This is a genomic window from Rhodococcus tibetensis (genome assembly GCF_024438035.1).
In the GTDB taxonomy this organism is placed as follows: domain Bacteria; phylum Actinomycetota; class Actinomycetes; order Mycobacteriales; family Mycobacteriaceae; genus Rhodococcus_F; species Rhodococcus_F tibetensis.
The window spans coordinates 150,327-173,564 of sequence record NZ_JANFQF010000007.1 but is presented as its reverse complement, the minus strand read 5'-3'; the positions used below and the strand labels follow the sequence as shown (position 1 = coordinate 173,564).

Here is a 23,238-nt window from a genome sequence, read left to right as displayed (position 1 = left end):
GCGCCCACCACACATCACCGCAACGCTTCGCGAGCCGCCTCCCGGACCGCACTGGTGAGAGCGGTGAGAAGGGGCGAATCCAATTTCCATCGCTGCCAATACAGCGGGACATCGACCGGCCGCGCCGGATCGAGCTCGACGAGTCCGTGGTCCGTGCCCGTGTGCAGTTCGGGGAGCAGTCCCCAGCCGAGCCCGTGGCGAACGGCGTCCGAGAACGCCGAGGAACCGGGAACGAAGTGGCGCGGTGGGTGCAGTCGGCGTCGAGTGAACCCCCGCAGGAATCTGGCCTGGAGCTCGTCTTTGCGGTCGAAGTCGAGCATGGGGGCCACTGCCAGGGCGTCGGCGGTCGGCCCGTCCGGAAACCAGTGGTCGGCGAACGCACGGCTGCACAGTGCGTGGTACCGCATCGACCCGAGGGTCTCCACCGTGCACCCTTGCACTGGTTCCGGAACCGACGTCACCGCCGCCATCACCGTTCCCTCCCGCAGGAGTGTCGTGGAGTGGTACTCGTCTTCGCGGTGCAGGTCGAACAACACTCGATGCTCCGGTGCCAACCGTGCCAGGGCGGGGATCATCCAGGTGGACAGGGAATCCGCGTTGACGACGAGGGGCAGCGTGCTTGCCTGCGCGGCGTCCGGGTTGAGCGACGACATCGTTTCCCGCTCGAGCTGGGCCACCTGCCGCGCGAATGTGAGCACCACGTGCCCCGACTCCGTGGCTCGTGCCGGTTTCGCCCGCTGCACCAGCACGCGTCCCACCTGTTGCTCGAGCGCTTTGATGCGCTGGCTCACGGCGGACGGTGTGATGTGCAGTGTGCGGGCCGCCGCCTCGAAAGTGCCTTCGTCGATGACGGCGGCGAACGTACGCAACGCGGAAAGGTCCAGTTCCATGTGAAGCGATGCTAATGGTTATGAAGGAAAATTAGCTGGCCTGATGTTCGGGTAATTCGTAGCGTGGTGTCCATGGACTTCACACCCAGCGTGCTCACGGCAGCAGCAGGCTTCGGCACCGGTCTGTCGTTGATCGTGGCGATCGGCACCCAGAACGCCTTCGTTCTGAGGCAGGGCATCGTCCGCCGGCACGTCCTACCCGTCGTCGCTCTCTGCGCGGTCTCCGACGTCATCCTCATCGGAATCGGGATCAGCGGAATTGCCACGATCCTCGCCCACGCGCCCGGTGCGATCACCGTCATCCGCTGGGCCGGAGCCGCGTTCCTCCTGGCCTACGCAGCGTTCGCGGCCCGTCGCGCACTGCGGCCCGGCGCGCTCGACACTCCGCAGGAAGTCGGGTCCGCCACACTCGCCACCGCGATCTTCACGTGCCTCGCACTTACCTGGCTCAACCCGCACGTCTACCTCGACACCGTGCTGATGCTCGGATCGGTTGCCAACAATCAGGGCGATCCGGGGCGTTGGCTGTTCGGCCTCGGAGCGGCCGTCGCCAGCGTCAGTTGGTTCCTAGCCCTCGGCTACGGCGCTCGATTCCTGCATCGAGTCTTCGCCCGCCCCGGTGCCTGGCGGGCATTGGACGCCGGTATCGCCGCACTGATGCTCACGCTCGGCATCACGCTGGTTGTCCAGTAGTCAACTTCTGGTTGACATAGTCTGCTTTGTCAACGAATGCTTGACATGTGCCCTCGCCTTTCGAGTCAGCTAGTGTCGTACGCAATCGCTCGCGCCGACGAGATGCGAATCTCATATGGGCCAGTGAATATTGTTGGCACTCCGTTGGTTTCGGGCAGACCGCTGAGATCTCCCGCGCGACCCGAGCCTGTCAGCGGTGACTACCTCATGGAGTCGGAAATGAATCCCGTGCAGCGATTCTCCACTGCCCGCGTCGCACGGCTCGCCACCGCCGGACCTGATGGTGCGCCGCACGTCGTACCGCTGGTCTTCGCCGTCGACGAAGATACCATCTACTCGTGCGTCGACTATAAACCCAAGCGCAGCACGGCTTTACGAAGATTGAAGAACATCGCCGCGAATTCCGCCGTCAGCCTCCTCGTCGATCACTACGACGACGACTGGAACCAATTGTGGTGGGTGCGGGTAGACGGCGTGGCCGAAATACTCGACGCGACCACTGCGGAGGGCGCCTCCGCCATCGACGTTCTCGCCGCCAAATACCCGCAGTACGTCGCGCGCCGGCCGGACGGCCCGGTAATCGCCGTCCGCTCCCTGCGATGGCATCACTGGTCGGCGTCGTGAGTTCTTGTTCACCGGGCCGTTGAGAAGTACTCCCGGGCGCTAGCCTCGACCACGTGCCCACAGCCCTGATCACCGGAGCGAGCCGCGGCCTCGGAGCCGCCATCGCCCGCGAACTCGCACCCACTCACCACCTCCTTCTCGGAGCCCGAACAGCAGCATCGTTGACCGGGATCCTCGGCGAACTCCCCGCCGCGACCCCCTGGCCTGTCGAACTCACCGACTACGACGCCGTGGCCGCCGCCTGTGCGCCGATCGAGCACCTGGACGTGCTGGTACACAATGCGGGGGTCGCCGACCTGTCGACCGTCGCGGAGTCCAGTGTCGAGCAGTGGCGTAGCACGCTCGAGGCGAACGTGATCGCCGTGGCCGAGCTGACGCGCCTCCTGTTGCCGGCCCTGCGAACCGCCGGAGGACACATAGTGCTCATCAATTCCGGTGCGGGAATTCGCGCGAACGCGGGGTGGGCGTCCTATGCGGCGAGCAAATTCGCCCTCCGCGCCTTCGGGGATGCCCTGCGCCTCGAGGAGCCGGGCCTGCGCGTCACCTCCCTTCACCCCGGACGCATCGACACCGACATGCAGCGCGCCATCGTCGCAGGCGAGGGCAACGAATACCGTCCCGAGAATTATTTGCAAGCCTCGACCGTCGCCGCTGCCGTACGCCAAACCGTCGAAACTCCGGCCGACGCACATCCCACGGAGGTCGTCCTTCGGGTGCGGTGACAGCGGGACTCTGCGGTGCCCCCGCAGAAAAGTGACGTGAGATACATCACTGTATGGCCCCTCAGAAAACCCTTAAGCTGCTCACAATCAGTCGCCCTACAGTTCTTCACGTCAGCACAGTTCGCCAGCACGAGTCGGGTTTTTCGCGTCGGCTCAGGAGGTAAGCCACGATGTACGCCGAACAGCGCAAGCCGAACAATTCCGTCGTCGACGTGAGCGGCGATCTCTTCGCTTCGATGTTCTCCCTCGATCTCGGCGACGGCGACGTGGACTACGACGCCGTCGAGCGAATCCACGGTGGTGAGTTCGACGAGTGGACCCTCGCGGCCGCCCGCTCCGGGCTGTTCCCGCCCCACGCCGTGGAAGCCCTGCAGCAGTCGTGGCGGGAGACCCCCCGATCCCTTCTCGACGCCCTACTCGCCGACGCCGACGAAATGACCCGCAAGCGCTGCAACATCATCTGGGCCGGCCTCGACGAGGCCGGCACCTTCGACACCGCCGAATACGCCTGACGGTCAGAACGGCCAGGCCGGAACCGCCGGCAGCCCGGTGCGGGTGGGACGTCCGATCAACCACGCGAGCAGCTCGGGCTGCGGCAGATCCGGCACGGTGACGCCCGGATGCAGCGCCCGCAACTCGGGCAGCTCCGTCCCCAGGGTCCGTTCGACGAACGACTCCGGCCAGTCATCGACCGCATAGTCCAGGCCGAGGTCGACGTGGTGAATCTCGAGTTCGCGCCACCGCAGCACCGGCACATCCCCGGCTGTCACCGGCTTACGCCAGTTCACGGGCGTCGCATACCGGTCAGCGGTGATGTCCCGTAGCGATTCGATCACCCGGCGTCCCGCGAACCGAACGTCGGCGGCGAGAAGCTCGGCGGGCCGTCCGGCCCCCTCCTCGATCGCGGCCGCCCGCGCAGCCGGCCCACCCGGATACATCTCCGGAGCAGGTTCCCCCGTGACGACGCCGACAGCGAAGCGATTGAGGGCGTCGGCGTTCCTCGCCAGGTGGGTCACCACGTGTCCACGACTCCACCCCGGCAACCTGGATGGTTCGCGGGCCTGCTGGTCGGTCAACTTCTCGAGCGTCGACTCGAGCGCCCGCTGCGACGCGGCTACCTCCTCGAGTAGGTGGGCGTACGACTGGTCGGTTTGCGGCGCGGTCATTCCCCGATGCTAGGTGATCAGACCGTAGGACCCGCGGAATAAATCAACTCGGCAGTACTCCCGCGATTCGCGGCAGCTCATTCTGGTTACTCGTCGGTTCGGGACGGCAAAAGCCGGCCATCTCAGTCACGACAGTAGGAGAACCATCCATGAGTGATCGCGACACGTCCGGGGAAGCGCGCGAAGGTTTGCTCGACTCGGTCAAGGGCAAGGCGAAGGAGGTCGCCGGTGCGGTGACCGGAAACGATTCGCTGACCGCCGAGGGGCAACTGCAGCAGGCAGAAGCCCAGCAACGCAAAGAGGCGAACACCGCCGAAGCCATCGCCCGGGCGGAAACCGAGCAGGCAGCCGAAGAACTGCAGGAGGTGCGTGCGGAAGGTGCCGCGGAACGTGCCGAGGTCCGGGACGAGGCGGATGCGGCCCGGCAGGCCGCCGAAGAGCAGCGCCGCGCACAGCTCCGATCGGCAGAGGAGGCGCAGCATCGCGAGGTGGTGACGGAGCAGGCCCGCGCCGGAGCCGACGCTCGTATCGCGACGACTCGTGCCGAAGAGAACGCGCATGCCGAGGTCGCCGCCGCGGCGGAAAATGCCGGTGAGGCCGTCGAGGAGCATCGCCAGTCGGTACGCGAAGCCGAAGCCGCACGGGCCGAAGCCGAGCGTGCACGTCGCGAAGCCGAAGGCCTCAGCGACGACGCCGAACTGTCTTGATCACCATCCACGTACCGAGGGAGATTCGATGAACATCGTCAGTGTGCCGTTAGCGGTACTGCGCCTGCAGTACAAGATCGTGCGGTTCCCGCTGCAACTGATCGAGGACCAATTCATGTCCCGGCTGGGAACCGAGGCGCCGGCGCGGGTGATGTACGAACGAACTCTCGGCGCCCTCGACGGGACTGTCGGCAGCGTTCTGGGCGATCGCGAGATCGAGCAGCGCGGCGCTGCGCTCACGAAGCGGAGCGACGCGCTGATACGCGCCGCGGAACTCGATGCCGAGGCGAGCCGTAAGGAAGCGGAGGCCGACGCCGAGTTGGAAGCCGAGCGACAGCGCGCCAACGAGCAGCAAGTCGCAGCGCAGGAAGCGAAGCAGCGCGAGATCGAGCAAGCCCGTGAGCGTGAAGAAGAACGCAAGCGCGCCGCCGCTCAGGAGGCTGAACAGCGCAAACAAGCCGCTGCGAAGCAGGCCGATCAGCAGGCAGCTCAGCGTAAACAGGCCGCGGAGGCGGCCGCGCGCAACGAGCGGGAGAAGATCAAGGCTGCCGAGGAGAAGGTCGCTGCGCCGGCCAAGGAGCAACTGAAGGAAGCGGCCGACAAGCAGAGCGAGGCAGCAGACAAGCGGGCGCGGGCCGACCGCGTCGAGGATTTGGCCGAAGTCGAAGCCAACAAGCGCAAAAACGAGAAGGCCGCCAACAACTAGCGGCCTGCCGGCCCGGTGACGCACAGGTCGGTGACGAATTTCAGCAGCAGCCGGTTCACCTCGGTGGGCCGCTCCTGCTGAACGAAGTGCCCGGCGCCCTCCAGCACGTGCACACCCCGCAGATCGGGAATTGTGTCCCGCATCCGGTCGAGTGCCGTCGGACCGCTCATCGCGATCACAGGATCGAGGGCGCCGGCAACGAACAGCGTCGGGACCTCGATGTGGGCGCCATCGAGGTCCGCGCTGCGTTTCCAGTTCGCGTCGTAGGCCCGGTACCAGTCGAGACCCCCCGAGAATCCGGTAGCGCTGAATACCTCGACGTAGTGATCGAATGCGGCCTGCGACAGCCATGACCACGGCAAGGGCGGCGCCTGCGGCAACACGTCGAGGTAACCGTTGCCCTCCGAGGGGTGCTGCCAGATGTCGAGGTAGTGGTAGTCGCCCGAGAGCGCGTAGAACACATTGCGCAGAAACCGGCGAGGGTCGGCGTCGAGCTCCCGATCCGCGACACCGGGATCCTGAAAGTAGTGGATATGCAGAAAGTGCTTGCGCGCCATCGCGGCGTACAACTCGGACGGTCGAACCGGGAGGCGGTCGGGCGCATAGGGCACCGCCAGCAGCACCAGTCCCGACACCCGCTCGGGGTGGCGTAGAGCGAGCGTCCACGCCACCGGGGCTCCGAAGTCGTGGCCGACGAACACCGCTCGTTCTTCTCCGAGCGTGTCGAGGAGGCCGATGAGTCTTTCGGCCACGCGGTCGTTCGTGTAGTCGTCGATGCAGGCGGGGATATCCGTACACCCGTACCCGGGCATGTCCGGCGCGAGCGCCCGGAAGCCGGACTCGGCGAGCGCGTAACTCTGATGGCGATAACTGAAGCCGAGGCCCGGGAATCCGTGGCACATCACGACCGGCGGACCATCGCCCGTGTCGGTGATACCCCAACGGAATCCGTCGACCACGACCTTGCGTTCGGGCATCACTCTCCGGGCGTACCGGCCATCGACCGTGCCTTCTCCGCAATATCGAGTGAAGCAAGATAGCCGAAGACCAGCGCCGGCCCGATCGTGGCTCCCGGCCCCGCGTAGGTGTGTCCCATGACCGGCGCGCTGGTGTTACCCGCCGCATAGAGTCCTTCGATGACGGTTCCGTCTTCGCGAAGCGCTCGTCCCGCCGTGTCGGTATTGATGCCGCCCTTCGTGCCCAAGTCGCCCGGGACCATCTTGGCCGCGTAGAACGGGCCCTTGGTCAACTCGCCCAGGCTGGGGTTGGGTTTGTTGCTGATGTCGCCGTAATAATGGTCGTACTTGCTCTCACCACGGTGGAAGTCCTCGTCCACGCCAAGGCGGGCGAACCTGTTGAACCGCTCGACGGTGGCAGTGAAACGATCCACGGGAACGCCGATCTTCTCGGCAAGCCCCTCGAGTGTGGACGCCTTGACGATCGCCCCGCTTTCGAGCCATTTACGGGGAAGCGGGGCGCGCGCCGTGACGCTGGCGAAGAGGTACCGGTCGCGGTAGGTCTGATCGAAGATCAACCAGGCAGGGATGTTCTCACCCGGGCCGTCGCCCTGCCCGAACTCCCCGCCGTACATGCGGTGCACCGCCTCGACATACGGTAGCGACTCGTTCATGAAGCGTTCGCCCCGGTCGTTGACCATGATGCTGCGGGGTAGTGAACGCTCGGCGAGGGCGAACCACGGGCCCTTGGGCAGCGGAATACTCGGACCCCACCACGCATCGTTCATAAAGCTCACGCCCGCACCGAGTTTCAGCGCCGCATTGATGCCGTCACCGGTATTCGTGGGCGCGCCGGTGGTCCAGTCCGAACCGATCGGCTCGCGCTGGTACTTCCGTCGCATCTCGGCGTTGTTGTCGAATCCACCGCACGCCAGGACGACACCGTGCGTGGCGCGCAGCGTCATGGTCTGCTCGTTCGACGTCACGACCACCCCGACCACGCGGCCGTTCTCGGTGACCAGATCGGTCAGTTCGGTGTTCAGCTGCAGCGGGATGCCGGCTTTGCGCACCCCGAGCAGGAGTTCGGCCATCAGGGCCGCACCCATGCCGATGAGATGCTGTCGCCTTACCTTCGCGACCACGCTGCGCAGCCCGACCCTCACCATCCGAACCGGTCCGCGCCAAGTCCGGAATCCCGTACTCAGCCAGCGATAATCCGACTGCTTCACCACCACGTTCAGCGGGGTCTTGCTGTACGGCGGATGCAGGGTGTCGAGGTCGTCGCCGAGTGCGCGGGCATCGAACGGTACCGGCTCGCACGAGCGTCCGGTGGCCAGCCCTCCCGGTGCCTCCGGGTAATAGTCGGAGTAATTCTTCACCCACTCCAACTTCAGCGGACTGTGGTCGATCAGGAACTGCAGTGCTTCCGGCCCTCTGTTGATGTAGGTATCGATCCGCTCCGGATCCACGGCCGGTCCGACGATGCTGTGGACGTACTGGCGTGCCGCCTCCAGATCGTCGGGCGGAGCGTCACGTTGGAGCACCGTGTTTCCGGGGATCCACACCCCGCCACCCGAGCGGGATGTGGAACCGCCCCAGTACGGCGACTTCTCGACGATCACCACCGTCAACCCCCGTGCGGCGGCAGTGATCGCCGCACTCATTCCTGCGGCGCCCGATCCGACCACCACCACGTCGAAGCTCTGGTCCGCCAATTCCTTCGCGGTGGGGCTGGCGTGGTTGTCCCCTGGTGTGGTCATACGGCTCCCTATCGGTACGTGAAATACCAAAACTAGAACACGTTCCACCATAGATCAAGGGTGACGTCGTTCTCGATCCCTACGGGATGGGAATGACCAGCAGCGGCATGCCCGGAATCTGCACCCGAATCTGCGGTTGTGGCACCGGTGCGGGTGCCGGAGCGGGCGGCAATTCGACCCGGGGCGGCGGTGGAGGTGGAGGCGGCGGTGGGGGCGGAGGGGGAGGTGGCGGCGGCACAACCGCCACGGGGGCGGGACGGGGCGCAGCCTGCTGGACCGCAATCGGTGGCGAATCGACGACGGGGGCTTCGGCGATTACCGGCGACGGCGGACTCGTGCGCTCCGCCGGCTGCCCGGGTCCCGCACCGATCGGCAGTGGGGTGAGGCCACCGGTCATCAAATCCACCACGGCTATGTCGTTCATCGCGAGGTTCGACGGCTGCACCACCAAGAGCCGGTCCTCCTGGAAAGTCGGCCACGGGTCGCCGTGCATGTCCGAATTTTCGCCGAGGATCGGGGCCAGAAGGGGGCTACCGTGTACACACCGAACCCGCGGCACGCCATGGTCGTCGACCAGAACGATCGTCCCGGCCTCGAGCACCGACTGGACGGCATGTGCCCGCCCACTCTCGAACCCGTGGTCGGTGACCCGGGTATCCGCGCGGAGCAACACCGGCGTCAGCGTCCGTACATAACTCCGCACATCCTCCACGTCGAACACGCTGGACCACGCCGACATCCGCGCCGGGTCGCGTTCGAGGTTTTCGACGAGTTTCTGTCGGTCACACAGCAATCGGTCCGGGCTCGCACCGTAGAGTCCTGCGCGGTCGCCGACCACTCGAATGCCGCCGGTACCGCCCTCGGTCGGCAGTTCGGTTCCCGCCGGCCCGTAGGGAACGGTGGTGGGTGTCTGCGGCGGCAGCAACACCTCGGTCCAGGGAAACCCGTCGTCCATGGCCCCATTGAGCTCTACGGGGACGGACCGAACATCCGACCCGGAGGAGCAGGCCACCATCACCGTGGCAGCGACAGCACCTGCGACAACCAGCCAGTGACGCGGCGCGCGCCTGGAGCGCGTACCTGCACGTGCGTCTGCTCTACGTCGGGCATCCCTTGCGGCCGGCCCGGCGTCGTCGGTGGCCACCCCGACATCGTAAGCACAGTTCGCGCTCGATCGGGCGTTAATCCCGGTGCGGTCGTGCGTGTCAGCGAGTAACCATGTCTTCCTGCGACCAATACGCCTTCATGGTCGTGATCTTGCCTTCGTCGTCGAAAGTCATGACGTCGATCGGTGCGATCTCGAGCTTCTGCTCGCCCAGTTCGGTGACCAGCGCAAAATGGAACGCCGCTGTGTTCCCGGCGATCCGCAGCGTGAGCAGCTCACTGGTCTGCTGCAACGGCTCGATCACCCCGTAGAACTCGCGAATCGACTCCACCGTGGTCCGCGGGTCGGTACCCACCGGATCCTCCACGATCGCACCGTCGGCATAGAGGGCCAGCACGTCGTCGACAGTGCCCGTGGCCACCACCTCGACGTACTTCTCGACGGTCTTGCGGATGTCTTCTGCGGACGGTGCCATAGCGGGTACTCCCAGGTCGACTAGAACGCGTTCTAGTCGAGAGAGTAGCGCATACTCACGGGCGCAGGGCATCAGAGGACGATATTGACCATCTTCCCGGGTACGACGATCACCTTGCGGGGATCCCTGCCGTCGAGGAGCGCCACGATCTTCTCGTCGGCGAGCGCGATCTTCTCGATCTCCTCGCGCGACGCGTCGGCCGCCACGGTCACCCGACTGCGGACCTTGCCGTTCACCTGGATCGGGTACTCGACGGTGTCCTCCACCAGCCACTTCTCCTCGGCGACCGGGAACGGACCGTGCGCCAGCGACTTCTCGTGGCCGAGCCGCGACCACAGTTCCTCCGCGAGGTGCGGGGCCAGCGGCGCCAGCATCAGCACCAGGGGCTCCACCGCCGAACGCGGGGCGCCGCCGGGGTAAGCCTTGGTGAGGTGGTTGGTGTACTCGATCAACTTGGCCGCCGCCGTGTTGTCCCGCAGCGCCGTGTAGTCGTCGCTGACCCCGGCGATCGCCTTGTTCAACGCCCGCAGGGTGTCCTCGGAGGGAGCGTCGTCCGTGACCCGGACGGCACCGGACTCCTCGTCGACCACGACGCGCCAGGCACGCTGCAGAAAACGCTGAGCGCCGACGACATCCTTGGTCGCCCACGGACGGGACGTGTCCAGCGGGCCCATCGACATTTCGTACACCCGGAGGGTGTCGGCCCCGTATTCCTCACAGATCTCGTCCGGCGACACGGAGTTCTTGAGGCTCTTGCCCATCTTTCCGTACTCGCGGTTGACCTCCGCGCCCTGGTAGAAGAACTTTCCGCCCTTCTCCTCCACCTCGTCGGCCGGCACGTACACCCCCCGCGCATCGGTATAGGCGTAAGCCTGGATGTAGCCCTGGTTGTACAGGCGCCGGTACGGCTCGCTCGAGCTGACGTAGCCGAGGTCGAACAACACCTTGTGCCAGAATCGCGAGTACAGCAGGTGCAGGACAGCGTGCTCCACACCGCCGACGTACAGGTCGACACCACCGGGATCGTTGGGCCCGTGAATCTCCGGCCGCGGACCCGTCCAGTACCGCTCGTTCTCCTTGTCGCAGAACGTGTCCGGGTTCGTCGGGTCGATGTAGCGCAGCTGGTACCACGAGCTGCCGGCCCACTGCGGCATCACGTTGGTGTCGCGGCGGTAGGTCTGCAGACCGTCACCGAGGTCGAGTTCGACGTTGACCCAGTCGACCGCCTTCGCCAGCGGGGGAGAGGGCTCCGAGGATGCGTCGTCGGGATCGAAGGACACGGGAGCGTAGTCCTCGACCTCCGGAAGTTCCACGGGCAGCATGGAATCCGGCAGTGCATGCGCATTGCCCTCGGAGTCGTACACGATCGGGAACGGCTCGCCCCAGTACCGCTGACGGGCGAACAGCCAGTCGCGCAGCTTGTACTGAATGGTGCCCTTGCCGGTGCCGTCCGCCTCGAGACGCTCGGTGATGGCCTTCTTGGCATCGGCGACGTTCATGCCGTTCAGGAAGTCCGAGTTCACCAGCAAGCCGTCCCCCACAAACGCGTCCTGCGCGATGTCTCCACCGGAGATGACCTCGACGATATCGAGACCGAACACCGTCGCGAACTCCCAGTCGCGGTGATCGTGACCGGGCACCGCCATGATCGCGCCGGTGCCGTACCCGGTGAGCACATAGTCGGCGATGAACACCGGAACCTTGCGCCCATTGACGGGATTCGTCGCGTAGGTGCCGAGGAAGACACCCGTCTTCTCCTTGTACTCCTGTCGCTCCAGATCCGACTTCGCCGCAATCGACTTCCGGTACGCCGCAACGGCTTCGACAGGATTGGCCGCGCCACCGGTCCATCGCGGATCGACACCCTCGGGCCACTCCGCGGCAACGAGCTCGTCCACCAGCTCGTGCTCCGGCGCCAGCGTCACATAGGTGGCACCGAACAGCGTGTCCGGACGCGTCGTGAACACCTCGATCTCATGAGCAGAAGATTCACCCTCGCTTCGCTCGACCGCTGCCCGGAACTTCACCTGCGCACCGTGCGAGCGCCCGATCCAGTTGCGCTGCATGGCCTTGACCTTCTCGGGCCAATCCAGGTACTCGAGGTCGTCGACGAGACGGTCCGAGTACGCGGTGATGCGCATCATCCACTGCTGCAGGTGCTTACGGAACACGGGGAAGTTGCCGCGGTCGCTGCGACCGTCCGCTGTCACCTCCTCGTTGGCCAGCACCGTGCCCAAACCCGGGCACCAGTTGACCATCGAATCGGAGTGGTACACGAGACGGTAGGAGTCCAGGACGGCTTCCTTCTCGGAGACCGACAGCGACTGCCAGTCCCGCCCGTCCTCGACGTTCCGCTCGCCCGAGGCGAACTCCGCCTCGAGTTCGGAAATGCGCCGGGCCTTGCCGGCCTCCTTGTCGAACCAGGCATCGTGGATCTGCAGGAAGATCCACTGCGTCCAATGGTAGAAGTCGACGTCGGTGGTCGCGAAGGTGCGCCGCTCGTCGTGCCCCAGGCCGAGGCGCCGCAGCTGACGCTTCATGTTGATGATGTTCGCCTCGGTGGTGGCCCGAGGATGCGTGCCCGTCTGCACCGCGTACTGCTCGGCCGGCAGACCGAAAGCGTCGTAGCCGAGCGTGTGCAGCACGTTGTGGCCCTGCATCCGGTGGTAGCGGGCGAAGACATCGGTGGCGATGTAGCCGAGGGGGTGCCCCACGTGCAGACCGGTTCCCGACGGGTAAGGGAACATGTCCTGCACGAACAGCTTGTCGGCCGGAACCGGGCCTGCCAGCGGGCCGACCGGGTTGGGCGCGTCGAAGGTGCCCTCCGCGCTCCATCGGTCCTGCCAGCGCTGCTCGATCTGGCCGGCGAGTTCCGCGGTGTAGCGGTGCTGCGGGGTCGCGTCGGACGGGTTGGCGGGCTGCGCGTGCTCGGTCACTGTGGTCGCTATCTACTTGGCTGACATTCGTGGATGGAGAGGAATACCGTCAACCAGGGTAGAGCCTCACCCCACCCGGACTCACCTGCGGATCCGGGTCCGCCGTATCCTGGTCACGTGTTGATTGCCTCCGTCGTGCTGTTCGTCCTCGCTGTCGCCGTTGCCGGCGTCGCCCTGGCCGGCCTCGCCGAACGTCTGCCGCGCAACCGGTGGGCGGGTGTCCGGACCCCCGAGACGCTGCGCGACGACGACGCTTTCGCGTTGGCGAACAAGGTCGCAGGACCCACACTTCTCGCCGCCGCCGGGCTGCTGATCATCGGTGGTATCGCCGGAATCCTGATCGGGGGAGTTGTCGGGATCGGCGCCCTCCTGGTCAGCGTCGTCGCGGCCGCGCTCACCGCGGGTACAGGCGCATCACTCGGTGCCCGCGCCGCCGCTGCCGTCCCCGTCGCCGATACCGGTGCTTGCGGCAACTCCTGCGGAGCCTGCTCGCTGAAGGACGCCTGCCAGCCGTCCTGACCGGCTGCAGACGGCCAACCCGGTGCACGGATCGCGAATCGTCGACCCCGCCGGAGCCGTATTCGGTCTCGTCCTGCCCGTGGTGGCCGCGCTGTCCGCCGTACTCCTGACCAAGCTCTGGGAACCCCGTCTCCCCGCGGAAATCGCCACGCATTGGACTACCACCTCACCGGACGGCTTCTCCGCCCCGATGTCCAGTGCCTGGACCTTCGCTCTCGTGACGGTCCTGTTCGGAGGCGGCTGTGCTGCCTTCGCCGCCCTCGCGCCTGCCCTGCTCATGATGCGGCGCACCATGCTCGTCGTCGGGCTGTCCGTGGTCGGGCTGATCATCACCGTGCAGGTGGTCATGCTCGCCGTCCAACTCGATGTCACCGATCCCACCGGCACCGAACTTCCGCTGTGGTCCCTCGGCCTCGGGACGGTGCTCGGCGCCGCCGTCGGGATGATCGGCGCGGCCTGTCTGCGCGACTACCGTCGTCGGGTCGCGGCCACGAAACCACCCGACGCCACGTTGCCCCGAGCCGACGCACCCGCGGCAGTGGCCGTTTCCGTGGGGTTCGGGACAACCGGGTCCGTGATCCTGCTAGTCCTGTTCGGCGTCGTTCCCGCCCTCGTCGTCTGTCGTCTTGCCGGCGGCTGGTGGCCGCTCGCCGTGTTCGTGCCCGTCGGGCTGTTGCTCGTCAGCCTGCTGCGGTTCCGAGTCCTCGTGGACGAGGACGGCATCCGAGTGATCAACATGGGTATGCCCGCGCTCGACTACGGCATCGACGAGATCGAGGGTGCACGAGTCGGCGTGATCAAGCCTTTCGACGACTTCGGTGGCTGGGGACTCAAGGTGAAGGGGGCGCGGAACTACGGCGTCGTCACCCGCACCGGACCCGCTGTGATCATCACCATGGCGTGCGGAGACCGATTGACCGTCACCACCTCGGAGGCCGAGGAAATGGCCGGAGTTGTCAACGCATTCGCCGACAGGCGGCTCCGCCACCCGTGAGTGCCCCAGGAGTGCAGAGACTCGTCAACCACGCACGGACGGGAGCCTGTGCCGTGTGAAGTTTCTCAGCAGCTGATCGTGTTCGCCGCGCTCGCTCAGCGCTACGCGAAGCGCAATCCCAAGGACCAGTCGCCCAGTACTGTGGCCTAGGGATGTGAATGCTGATGCCTGAACCGCTCCGACAGTGCGAGTTCCGCTTCTACGAGGAGCTGAACGACTTCCTCGCGCCGGACTCGAGGAAGCGGACTATCACGCATTACTTCATCGGCACGCCCTCGGTGAAGGACCGCATCGAGGCGTTGGGCGTGCCCCACACCGAAGTGGACCTGGTTCTCGTCGACCAGAACTCGGTCGACTTCGCGCACCGCCTCGTCGGGGGCGAGCGGGTCTCGGTGTATCCCGTGTTCGAACGCATCGACATCAGGGGGCTCACTCGACTGCGACCGCAACCGTTACGAGACCCTACGTTCGTCCTCGACGTGCACCTCGGCCGGCTCGCCGGCTATCTGCGGTTACTCGGCTTCGACACCCGGTATCGCAACGACTTCTCCGACACCGAACTGGTCGAGATTTCGGTGTCCGAGCACCGGATCGTCCTCGCCCGGGACACGGGCCTGCTCAAGCGTGCCGCAGTGACACACGGCGCCTTTCTTCACGAAACCGATCCGCGCCGTCAGCTACGAGAAGTGCTGGACCGCTTCGATCTCCACGCACAAATTGCGCCCTTCACCCGATGCGCGGTGTGCAACGGGACACTCACCGCAGTGTCCTGGGAGGAGGCACGCAAGGAGGTGCCGCCGGGAGTGGCGGAACGCGAGCGCGACTTCAGTCGATGCCGGAACTGCGACCACCTGTACTGGCCGGGCAGCCACCTATCCCGATTACGCCGTCGCCTGCGGGAGGTCGGCGTGGATCTCGGGCCGATCCGTCAGGAGGCGTGACGCAGTTCGGCGGTGAACTCCGCGGTGCAGAAGCATCCGTCGCCGAATTCCTCGCAGTCGATGATCAGAGTGTGTCGAACCTCGGACAGCTCGACGCACGACTCGTCCGTGCACTCGATGCCGCGCCGGCTGTGCACGATCAACGTTCCGTGGCAGTGGTCGATGGCCGTCTCACAACGTCCGCATGGTCTGTTCACGTCTGCTGCCTCCTTACTTCGTCCTGCACTGTTGATACCACCGGTCTCCGACAGACCCCGGGACGTGCGCGAGGTGTGTCGGCTGAACTCGGTGCGACCGATGTCCCGCCACGTGGTGCTCACTCCCGAGCCGAACTACATCGCGCGGCCCGATCCATTCAGGGCACTGAAATGCCGCCGTCGGCGCTGGGTCTTACCGGTAAGCGCGGTAACGTCTATCCTTCCGAGATGCCCATTTCAACTGTCTTCATCACCGGCGCTGCAGCCGGAATCGGACGTTCCACCGCCCTCGAGTTCGCGCGCGCCGGATACCTGGTCGGCGCCTACGACATCGACCTGACGGGTCTTGCCTCGTTGCAGGAGGCGATCACGTCTGCCGGTGGACGCGTCGTCACGGGTGTTCTCGACGTCACCGATCCCGACCAGTGGGAGACACGTCTGAAAGAGTTCGACGCTGAAGGCGGCGGGCGTCTCGATATCCTCATCAACAATGCCGGTATTCTGGTCGCGGGCAGGTTCGAGGAAATGCCGATCGAGGTACACAAGCGGCAAATCGACATCAACTTCAACGGTGTCGTCTACGGAACGCACGCCGCATTCCCCTACCTGAAGGCAACACCCGGCGCGCAGGTGATCAACCTGTGTTCAGCTTCGGCGATCTACGGTCAACCCGAACTCGCCACCTACGGCGCCACCAAGTTCGCCGTACGCGGAGTCACCGAGGCACTCGACCTCGAGTGGGCTGAGTACGACATCTCGGTGAAAGCAATGTGGCCGTTGTTCGTCAACACCGCCATGACCAAAGGCGTCTCGACGGGGACCACCAACTCGCTCGGTATCAAACTGAGTGCCGACGACGTGTCGAAGAGCATCTTCAAGGCGACTCGTCCCTCGAAGCGGCCGTACCACAAAGTGCATTTCCCGGTTGGTCTGCAATCGAAAGCGCTGTCGCTGGGGTCGCGCTTCTCACCCGCGTGGCTCACTCGTGAGGTCAATCGCAGACTCAGCCACACCTGATAGGTAGGGAAATATTTGGCGGGCCGGCAGGCTGAGGTGCCGCCGGCTGATGCCGCCGATTGTAGGGTCTCGCTGCCGGGGCCATTTTGAGACGCTGCGGCCTGCGGACTTGTCACTTGTCTCACGGCATGGCCGCCGCATTCTGTCTCAATTCCCTGGCATTTCTTCAGCCATCACGATGCGAGACGGGGCCGTGCCGACTGCTATGCCGAACGCCAGAGACTGGCGCTTCGAGGGTCCCGGATGCACCAAACGCCCCACCAGCCCAGAACGGTCGGTGGGGGCGTTTCTGCTCGGCGAAAGATGTCGGGGGTGTTTGCCAAGATGTTGCGATGACATCGAGCCAGTACGGTCCGTGCGCGATGGCGCCGAGGTCGGACGTTTCCGGTGGAAGCATGCCTATATGCCACGGCATGGCTCTCCCGATGTGGACGCAGATCGACGGCGGCGCATACCCGAAAACCAGCTCAGAGACGCGACACCGACCCGAACAGGCATGGTCAGGACGTTAGCCTCATCGACGCCATCACCGCCGCGAAACACGGCAGACGGGTGTCCCTCGACAAGGCGACCTGTCCATTGACGGATCGTTATCCGGTGCCGATAGGCGTTCCCTTCCGTCCGCTTGGCGTGGTGGTGAACCGGCCGTCGGTGCGGCCTGACCGATGATTTTTCCGCGCCGTGCTGGTCTGTACACCGAGTACCGACTCACGGGAGGCTGACACCATGCGGAAACTGACCTTCGCCATGAACGTGAGCCTGGACGGTTACATCGCCGCGCCCGGCGACGACCTCGGCTGGAGTGTGCCGAGCGACGAGCTGTTCCAGTGGTGGTCCGACCGGGTGAGGGCGACAGGCACGGCGCTGTACGGGCGCAAACTGTGGGAGACGATGAGCTCCCACTGGCCGACCGCCGACCAGCAGCCGGGTGCCACACCGGCGGAAATCGAGTTCGCCCGCCGCTGGCGGGACATGCCGAAAGTAGTGTTCTCCTCGACGACCAGCACGGTCGACTGGAACACCCGCCTGGTCACCGGCGACGCGGTCACCGAGATCACCCGGCTCAAGGCCGAGGACGGCGGCCCCATGGATATCGGCGGCGCCACACTCGCCGCAGCGGCCATGCGGGATGGGCTGATCGACGAGTACGCGATCGTCACCCATCCGGTCCTGGTAGGTGGCGGCACGCCCTTCTTTGCGGCCCTGGACAACTGGGTGAACCTGACCCTGGTGGAGACCGGGACGTTCCCTGACGGCGTGGTCCTGACCAGGTACGAGACCAGGCGCTGAGTACCAACCTCGGATCGGCCCGGGCTTCGGGCCGCCCAAGGATCTCATGGCGCTGTGTTTCGAGGCGGTCGTGATACCCGTCCCGGATCACAGACCGTGTATGTAAGGGATCGCGGATCGGGATCGGTCAATTGTCGCCGGGAAGCTGACGGAAGTACTCCTCAGGCGAAACCCCGGGTGGAATCCGGTGAGCCTTGTGGTCAGGGTCGTCGTCGAGGGTGATCGTCAGCGACGTGCTGTACGCGCCGGTGCTAGGCCCTTGGGGGCGCGATACGGTTCGTCGCCGACGTACCATGCGTCGGTAGCGACGAAGTCGAAGCCGTCCTGGACCCCCTTCCCGGGTAGGCGTTCCCACTCGAAATACACTTGACGACCAGGATCCAAGCCCATGCGAGTCTTCGTAGAAGGCGTCGTCGCGTGTATCCAGCAACCACCAGGTGTCTCGGGCGAGTCGATGACGCCCCAGCCTTCGTCGTGGTTCCAGGTCCGCATCGTTCCGATGCTCGGAGACATGATTTGATACTGCATCATCACAACGACCGTTCACATGCCAAACTTCCACTCGGCGGGGTAGTGACGGATCCCGTTGCTGCAGTAGTGACCGGTCAGCGATCCGTCACCGGTCAGAATTGGCGGACTAGCTGTTGCGGGTCATGACGTTGTAGACACCGGGCGGAGCATGGGCTGAACGAAGGGGACGGGCCTTCCGGCGGCAGGATGAGAAGTACCACCAACGCATCCGCCGACAGGAAGAACCCGTCCGTGCTCCACCAACTTGTTCAATTTGATGCAGGCGTCGTGGTCTGCAGCCGTGATGTCCGAGGCGGTGGCCGGGCAACGCTCCTGCTCCACCTGTCACCCGTTGCGGGTTGACTCAGTTACGGCATGCGGTCCGGCCACCTCCGCTGGCGTGGAGTGGCTCGAGCGAGGTCTGCAAAGCCGAAAGTTGGTGTGCCCTCCTCGCTAACCGAATCGAACCGAGTCGAGGGAGTGGTGATGACGCAGGCGCTCGACAACTGCACAACGCCGGTGGTGATCGCCATCGAACCGCACAAAGCGTCGTGGACCGCAGCCGCAGTCGACGCCTCACTGCGGCCGTTGGCCACCATCCGGGTTCCGGTCAGCGACGACAGCTACCGAACGCTATGCCGATTCGCGAGGCGCTGGAGGGACGCCGGCTGGGCTATCGAGGGAGCTCCCGCACCGCTCGGTCAGGGTGCTGCCCGAGTCGACGACCAGTGGCGCGCCGCTGGCGACTTGCACCACCAAGCGCTCCGCGCCCTCGGCAACCGCCTCGTCGGAATCCTCCACGGCTGCCTCCGCCACCACACTCGCTACGACGAGCACATCGCCTGGGACCACCGCCGCACCACCCCGGGCTGCTTGACGACTCACAGCCCTGGGATGTCTAACCCGCACGCTCCACTGAGGAGACTCAAGGCTTGAGCACCCTCAATACATCGTCGAGCGAAAGGTCGGGGTCGTTCATATCGGGGCCATCGAACGTCTGCCAGATATAAGACGCCGTCGAGCTCTCCCTCAGCGGATGCAAGTCGGCCAAGTCGGGATCGTCTCGGAAACTGTTGAACGCCTCTTCGGACTCCCATTCAACGAGAAACAGAACCTGTCGCGGCGCGAGGTCACCGGCCACGTTGTCTCGAAAACGGCCGAGCGCCACCATTCGACCACCATATGGCGGAGCCGCTTCGGGCAAACGGCTGAAGTACGAAAGGTACTTCTCCTCGTCGGCCACGTCGAACATATTCAGCGCGTAAAACTTTCCCCCGTGCGAGTTCTCGCTCATTTCCTTACCTCTCTCGTTGGGCTGCCACTGAGGCCGAACATGGTCGGAGTCTCCGAGTGGCCGGTTAATCGATCATCTGGACAATCATTTCGGTCGCTCGCTTGTTCACCGAGCGATCCAGGTCTATCTACGGAGGGCGAGCCACTCGGCGTCAGCGCCGGTACGGCGACGCTGTCGACGACCCGTTCGGGTGAAGGGCAGCTCGATTGGTTCCGCCATGCAGAGAGCTGATGGAATCGCGGGGAATGCGGAGCCGATCAGGTCGAGATCACGGCCATCAGCCACCTCACCCCCGCTCGAGGGCCGCCGCGACGACCTTCTTCCGCTCGAAGTTTTTTGGATCCGGCGATCGGCTGGGATGCCCTGCCGCGCTTAGCTGCGAGCTAACCGGCAGCGATGGGGTCTGCTCGTAGTCCGGGCCCCGGCGGCAGTTCCAGGTCGGTGCCGGCAACAGTCTCGCCGCACTGCTCGCACACCAGCTCGGCGTGCAATTGACCACCGCACGCACGGTGCCGGGTGAGGCGCGGCAAGCCGTCCGGCCCCGACCGGTGCCGGTCGCCCCAATGCATAAGTCCGACCACCGGCGTGCAGAGTTCGAGGCCGACCGCGGTGAGCCGGTACTCGAAACGAGGCGGACGCTGCTGATACTCGACGCGCTCCAGCACACCCGCCTCCACCAACCGCTTGAGCCGGTCGGTGAGCACGTTGCGGGCGACGCCCAGGCTGTGCTGGAACTCGTCGAAGCGGCGCAGGCCGAGCATCGCGTCGCGGACTATCAGTAGTGTCCATCGCTCACCGAGAACTTCGAGCGTGCGAGCGATGGAGCACACCTGGCCGTCATACGTGCGATTCAGCATCCGCCAATTCTACGCCGCTTCGGTTGCATGAAGATACTCACCCGTCATGAGGTCCGCGACCAGCTCAGGCTCGTCGACCTGAACGTAATGCCCGGAGTTCTCGATCAGATGCAGGTTGTTGTCGGGGAACTGGCCGGCGAACCGCTTCGCCAACCGCGGATTGAGGAAAGGGTCACTGACGCCGAAAATGATCCGTACGGGACGGTGGAAATGCCTGAGCTGGCGGGCCTTGAGCCGCCGGGAAACCACTTGGCCGAGCATGCCGGAGGTGTGCCGCCAGAACGCCGGCCGTGAGGTGCGAAACTGCTCGAACAGCCGTGGGACGAGTTCGGCGCGTGCGTCGCCGTCGCGGATGAATGAGCCCACCTGGTAGTGGAAGAGGCGCCGCTCGAGGTCGGGTCGCATCGCCGACAGCTTACGGGCAATCGCGTTGAGCCCGGGCGTCGAGTACAGCACGATGGCATGTGGCCGTCGAAGGCCGACCGTCCACTCGTAGTAGGTGTTGAGCAGGACGAGCTCCTCGACCCGCTCCGGATTCCGCAGCGCCCAGTCGATGGCCGGCGGACCGGACGCGTCGTGCGCGACCAGGACCACTCGCTCGTCCGGCAAGCTGTTCACCACCGCGTCGATGTCGCCCACCTGGTTGGTCGCGGTGTACGGGTAACCATCCGGTTTGTCCGACTCGCCCCAGCCGAGGAAGTCGAACCGCACCACGCGCCGGCGACCGACAAGGTGCGGCATGAGGCGGTCGTAGAGATGCATGCTGTCGGGAAAGCCGTGCATGAGCACCAGCGGTGCTCCCGGCCCGTCCGTAATTTCAGCGTGTATCCGGTGCTGTCCTCGCCGGACTGACAGCGGTACTGAGAGTGGTTTGGTGGTATCCATCAGGGTCTACTCCACATCGAAGTGAGTTGTTTCACGCAACTCGAAAACTGTAACATGAGTCTCGTGAAGCAACTAACCCTTGTAATTTTGCCGAGAGAAGTGGATCATGCGCTACCTGGTAGACCCGCCCGATTGGGCTTGACGGGTACGGCGGCCGGGCCATCGAACGCCGTACGCGGTAGCGGCCCAAGGTCATCGGGTTGGTCGCGACACCGGCCGCCGGGTGCGCGAAGGACGCACTTCTGACCCCTGATCCAGGGTGCATCGTGGTCGCGCTGTCGACGCGGGATGCCGTCCCGACGTTCTGTCTGCGCGACAATTCCGATGGTGATCACGTGATCGCCGGTTTCGATGCGGTGTGCGGGTTCCACCGCCCCATTTCTCGTCGAGACGAACTCCTCCTGCGGAGCGACGAGTGTGATGTCGGTGAGGTGGAGGGTTTCGACGACGAGTTTTCGAGGTTGTCGCCGGATTCCCTGTCGTCCCACACGGACGCGAGTTCCCCTGAGCTGCAATCAAATACGGCCTGCAGGTTGCAGCGCAGGTGACATCCGGCCATCGCGCGAGGCCTAGAGCGGGGCTGATTGCCTCACACCGTCAGGGGTGGGTTGCATCAAAAAACCAATCGGCATACGGTGGGGCAAAACCGATCGGTTTTTAGTGAGAGTCAGGGACTCTACGAGGCACTACCCCAGACCAGTCAGAGGAGACATATCAATGTCAGAGCGCAATCCCATCCTGATCACCGGAGCCGCCGGCGAAGTCGGTGGCGTGAGCAGAACGATGGTCGAGATGCTGCTCGATCAGGGTTACCTGGTGCGCGCGTTCGTGCGACGGGACGACGAACGCGCGCACTCTCTGCGCCAGGCCGGGGCTGAAATCTTCGTCGGCGACCTACTCAACGTCGCCGACGTGACAGCTGCCCTGAAGGGCTGCCGGCGAATCTACTTCAGCATGAGCCTGTCGCCGTACTACACCGACGCCGTCACACTGATGGCTGCGGCGGCGCGGGCCCAGGGCGACATCGAGGTCTTCGTCAACATCTCCGAGTTCGAGCAGGGTTTCATGACGTTCGAGAAGATGACCGCACCGAGCGAGGAACGGCGTTCGTGGCTCGGTGGACTTGTGACGGATTGGTCACCGCAGCATCGGGCCCACTGGATCGCCGAGCAGGTGCTGGACTGGTCCGGTGTCCCGACCGTCAACGTGCGGGCGACCATCTTCGTCGAGAATCCGATCCTGACCTGGTTGACACTGGGTCCGCTGAGCAACGGTGAACTGCGGCTCCCCTTCGGGCCTCAGCGCATCGCGCCCATCGCCGGGTATGACGTGGCGGAGGTGTGCGTGCGAATCCTCGTCGACCCTGCGCCGCATGTCTCGAAGTCCTATGAACTCACCGGACCGGAGCTGAAGGACATGCACGGTTTCGCGGAGGACTACGCAGCTGTGCTGGGACGCCAGATCTCCTATATCCCTGAGGAAGTGGACGCCTGGAACGAAACCTTCGTGGCCAGTGCCCTGACCGAGTATCCGCATGTTGTCGAGCACCTGAAGACCCTGACCAAGCTGATCGCCGGCGGACGGTACGACGTCGTCACCGATCAGCTGGAAACCCTGCTCGGGCGTCGGCCGAAGACCGTGCGGTGGGCGCTGGAGAACAATCCGCGCCTGCAGATGGCGGCTGACTGAGCCCGGATGCTGTGTGCAATTGGCCAGAACGGGTTGACCGACTCAACACCAAGCAGGCCGAGACATCATCGACTGTCGTCACGGGCGGGGGCGGGCAGAGCGTTTCCGCCACCGCCTACCTCGGGTGAATCCCCGAGGTGGATGTAGGCGTAGTCACCGGTGAGGCTGTCGAAGCAGGTTCTGCCGGGAACCGTTGGGCCGCCGTAGGATTTACCGCGGTGGTCGCATGGCTGATGTGGATCCGCCCTCGAACCCAAGGTCGCCGCGGCTCAGTTTCGGCTCAGCCCGCCGTCAGGTCGCGGGCG

At 65.1% G+C, this 23,238-nt stretch carries 25 protein-coding genes and 1 pseudogene; 15 read left to right on the top strand and 11 right to left on the bottom strand.

What is annotated here, in order from left to right:
- Positions 1 to 14: 14 nt before the first annotated feature.
- The gene (locus tag NOF53_RS10650) at positions 15 to 890 is read right to left on the bottom strand and encodes a LysR family transcriptional regulator ArgP (RefSeq protein WP_255968017.1); all 876 of its coding nucleotides are present in this window, start codon (positions 888 to 890) and stop codon (positions 15 to 17) included.
- A 72-nt stretch (positions 891 to 962) separates the two neighbouring features.
- On the opposite strand from NOF53_RS10650, the gene NOF53_RS10645 reads away from it, so the two are divergent.
- The 4 genes from NOF53_RS10645 (at position 963) to NOF53_RS10630 (ending at position 3,441) form a co-directional block, all read left to right on the top strand.
- Positions 963 to 1,583 carry a LysE/ArgO family amino acid transporter gene (locus tag NOF53_RS10645; protein WP_255968016.1) on the top strand — a complete coding sequence of 207 codons (621 nt, stop codon included), beginning with the start codon at positions 963 to 965 and terminating at the stop codon, positions 1,581 to 1,583.
- A gap of 219 nt (positions 1,584 to 1,802) precedes the next feature.
- Positions 1,803 to 2,207, top strand: coding sequence for a TIGR03668 family PPOX class F420-dependent oxidoreductase (locus tag NOF53_RS10640; protein WP_255968015.1), 405 nt, complete (start codon positions 1,803 to 1,805; stop codon positions 2,205 to 2,207).
- 53 nt (positions 2,208 to 2,260) lie between these two features.
- Positions 2,261 to 2,929: an SDR family oxidoreductase gene (locus tag NOF53_RS10635; protein ID WP_255968014.1), complete on the top strand. Its 669-nt coding sequence runs from the start codon at positions 2,261 to 2,263 to the stop codon at positions 2,927 to 2,929.
- Positions 2,930 to 3,099: 170 nt separating this feature from the next.
- On the top strand, positions 3,100 to 3,441 hold the full coding sequence (locus NOF53_RS10630) for a hypothetical protein (RefSeq protein ID WP_255968012.1): 342 nt from the start codon (positions 3,100 to 3,102) through the stop codon (positions 3,439 to 3,441).
- Positions 3,442 to 3,444: 3 nt separating this feature from the next.
- On the opposite strand, the gene NOF53_RS10625 is transcribed toward NOF53_RS10630, so the two are convergent.
- Positions 3,445 to 4,095, bottom strand: a complete 651-nt coding sequence (locus NOF53_RS10625) for a maleylpyruvate isomerase N-terminal domain-containing protein (RefSeq protein ID WP_255968010.1) — start codon at positions 4,093 to 4,095, stop codon at positions 3,445 to 3,447.
- A gap of 149 nt (positions 4,096 to 4,244) precedes the next feature.
- Here NOF53_RS10625 and NOF53_RS10620 point away from each other — a divergent pair, with 149 nt between their 5' ends.
- A complete protein-coding gene (locus NOF53_RS10620) occupies positions 4,245 to 4,802 on the top strand; it encodes a CsbD family protein (RefSeq protein WP_255968008.1) in 558 nt (185 codons plus the stop codon).
- 28 nt (positions 4,803 to 4,830) lie between these two features.
- The gene (locus NOF53_RS10615; protein ID WP_255968006.1) at positions 4,831 to 5,508 is read left to right on the top strand and encodes an IF2 family translation initiation factor; all 678 of its coding nucleotides are present in this window, start codon (positions 4,831 to 4,833) and stop codon (positions 5,506 to 5,508) included.
- Here NOF53_RS10615 and NOF53_RS10610 read toward each other — a convergent pair.
- The 5 genes from NOF53_RS10610 to leuS all read right to left on the bottom strand — a co-directional run bounded on the left by NOF53_RS10610 (position 5,505) and on the right by leuS (position 12,740).
- Positions 5,505 to 6,485, bottom strand: a complete 981-nt coding sequence (locus NOF53_RS10610) for an alpha/beta fold hydrolase (protein WP_255968004.1) — start codon at positions 6,483 to 6,485, stop codon at positions 5,505 to 5,507. The genes NOF53_RS10615 and NOF53_RS10610 overlap by 4 nt on opposite strands.
- Positions 6,485 to 8,224 (bottom strand): 3-oxosteroid 1-dehydrogenase, encoded by a 1,740-nt coding sequence (gene kstD / locus NOF53_RS10605; RefSeq protein ID WP_255968002.1) that lies wholly within the window; start codon positions 8,222 to 8,224, stop codon positions 6,485 to 6,487. Before kstD ends, NOF53_RS10610 begins: the two co-directional genes overlap by 1 nt.
- Positions 8,225 to 8,303: 79 nt before the next feature.
- Positions 8,304 to 9,368, bottom strand: coding sequence for a DUF6777 domain-containing protein (locus NOF53_RS10600; protein ID WP_255968000.1), 1,065 nt, complete (start codon positions 9,366 to 9,368; stop codon positions 8,304 to 8,306).
- Positions 9,369 to 9,429: 61 nt separating this feature from the next.
- Positions 9,430 to 9,804 (bottom strand): nuclear transport factor 2 family protein, encoded by a 375-nt coding sequence (locus tag NOF53_RS10595; protein ID WP_255967998.1) that lies wholly within the window; start codon positions 9,802 to 9,804, stop codon positions 9,430 to 9,432.
- Between the two features lie 71 nt (positions 9,805 to 9,875).
- Positions 9,876 to 12,740 (bottom strand): leucine--tRNA ligase, encoded by a 2,865-nt coding sequence (leuS, locus tag NOF53_RS10590; protein ID WP_255967997.1) that lies wholly within the window; start codon positions 12,738 to 12,740, stop codon positions 9,876 to 9,878.
- Positions 12,741 to 12,857: 117 nt separating this feature from the next.
- On the opposite strand from leuS, the gene NOF53_RS10585 reads away from it, so the two are divergent.
- The 3 genes from NOF53_RS10585 to NOF53_RS10575 all read left to right on the top strand — a co-directional run bounded on the left by NOF53_RS10585 (position 12,858) and on the right by NOF53_RS10575 (position 15,194).
- Positions 12,858 to 13,259 carry an SdpI family protein gene (locus NOF53_RS10585; RefSeq protein WP_255967996.1) on the top strand — a complete coding sequence of 134 codons (402 nt, stop codon included), beginning with the start codon at positions 12,858 to 12,860 and terminating at the stop codon, positions 13,257 to 13,259.
- Positions 13,260 to 13,281: 22 nt separating this feature from the next.
- The gene (locus NOF53_RS10580; protein ID WP_255967995.1) at positions 13,282 to 14,253 is read left to right on the top strand and encodes a DUF1648 domain-containing protein; all 972 of its coding nucleotides are present in this window, start codon (positions 13,282 to 13,284) and stop codon (positions 14,251 to 14,253) included.
- A 158-nt stretch (positions 14,254 to 14,411) separates the two neighbouring features.
- Positions 14,412 to 15,194: a Mut7-C RNAse domain-containing protein gene (locus NOF53_RS10575; RefSeq protein ID WP_255967994.1), complete on the top strand. Its 783-nt coding sequence runs from the start codon at positions 14,412 to 14,414 to the stop codon at positions 15,192 to 15,194.
- Here NOF53_RS10575 and NOF53_RS10570 read toward each other — a convergent pair.
- The gene (locus NOF53_RS10570) at positions 15,182 to 15,391 is read right to left on the bottom strand and encodes a hypothetical protein (protein ID WP_255967993.1); all 210 of its coding nucleotides are present in this window, start codon (positions 15,389 to 15,391) and stop codon (positions 15,182 to 15,184) included. The two genes, NOF53_RS10575 and NOF53_RS10570, sit on opposite strands and share 13 nt — an antisense overlap.
- A gap of 228 nt (positions 15,392 to 15,619) precedes the next feature.
- Between NOF53_RS10570 and NOF53_RS10565 the strand changes: the two genes are divergently transcribed.
- The 4 genes and pseudogenes from NOF53_RS10565 to NOF53_RS10550 all read left to right on the top strand — a co-directional run.
- Positions 15,620 to 16,408, top strand: a complete 789-nt coding sequence (locus tag NOF53_RS10565; RefSeq protein WP_255967992.1) for an SDR family oxidoreductase — start codon at positions 15,620 to 15,622, stop codon at positions 16,406 to 16,408.
- 726 nt (positions 16,409 to 17,134) lie between these two features.
- Complete coding sequence (locus NOF53_RS10560; protein WP_255967990.1) at positions 17,135 to 17,698, top strand: dihydrofolate reductase family protein; 564 nt, start codon at positions 17,135 to 17,137, stop codon at positions 17,696 to 17,698.
- A gap of 388 nt (positions 17,699 to 18,086) precedes the next feature.
- Positions 18,087 to 18,218: a hypothetical protein gene (locus NOF53_RS10555; protein WP_255967988.1), complete on the top strand. Its 132-nt coding sequence runs from the start codon at positions 18,087 to 18,089 to the stop codon at positions 18,216 to 18,218.
- A gap of 713 nt (positions 18,219 to 18,931) precedes the next feature.
- A pseudogene (locus NOF53_RS10550) lies at positions 18,932 to 19,144 on the top strand (hypothetical protein); the annotation flags it as partial.
- Here NOF53_RS10550 and NOF53_RS10545 read toward each other — a convergent pair.
- The 3 genes from NOF53_RS10545 to NOF53_RS10535 form a co-directional block, all read right to left on the bottom strand.
- Positions 19,134 to 19,502: a DUF1330 domain-containing protein gene (locus tag NOF53_RS10545; RefSeq protein ID WP_255967986.1), complete on the bottom strand. Its 369-nt coding sequence runs from the start codon at positions 19,500 to 19,502 to the stop codon at positions 19,134 to 19,136. The pseudogene NOF53_RS10550 and the gene NOF53_RS10545 sit on opposite strands and share 11 nt — an antisense overlap.
- 383 nt (positions 19,503 to 19,885) lie before the next feature.
- Complete coding sequence (locus tag NOF53_RS10540) at positions 19,886 to 20,359, bottom strand: winged helix-turn-helix transcriptional regulator (protein WP_255967984.1); 474 nt, start codon at positions 20,357 to 20,359, stop codon at positions 19,886 to 19,888.
- Positions 20,360 to 20,368: 9 nt separating this feature from the next.
- Entirely contained in the window at positions 20,369 to 21,244 is an 876-nt protein-coding gene (locus NOF53_RS10535) for an alpha/beta fold hydrolase (protein ID WP_255967982.1), read from the bottom strand.
- Between the two features lie 200 nt (positions 21,245 to 21,444).
- Between NOF53_RS10535 and NOF53_RS10530 the strand changes: the two genes are divergently transcribed.
- Both NOF53_RS10530 and NOF53_RS10525 read left to right on the top strand, forming a co-directional pair.
- Positions 21,445 to 21,792, top strand: coding sequence for a hypothetical protein (locus tag NOF53_RS10530; protein WP_255967971.1), 348 nt, complete (start codon positions 21,445 to 21,447; stop codon positions 21,790 to 21,792).
- Between the two features lie 169 nt (positions 21,793 to 21,961).
- Positions 21,962 to 22,933, top strand: coding sequence for an NAD(P)H-binding protein (locus NOF53_RS10525; protein WP_255967970.1), 972 nt, complete (start codon positions 21,962 to 21,964; stop codon positions 22,931 to 22,933).
- The last annotated feature ends 305 nt before the right edge of the window (positions 22,934 to 23,238 follow it).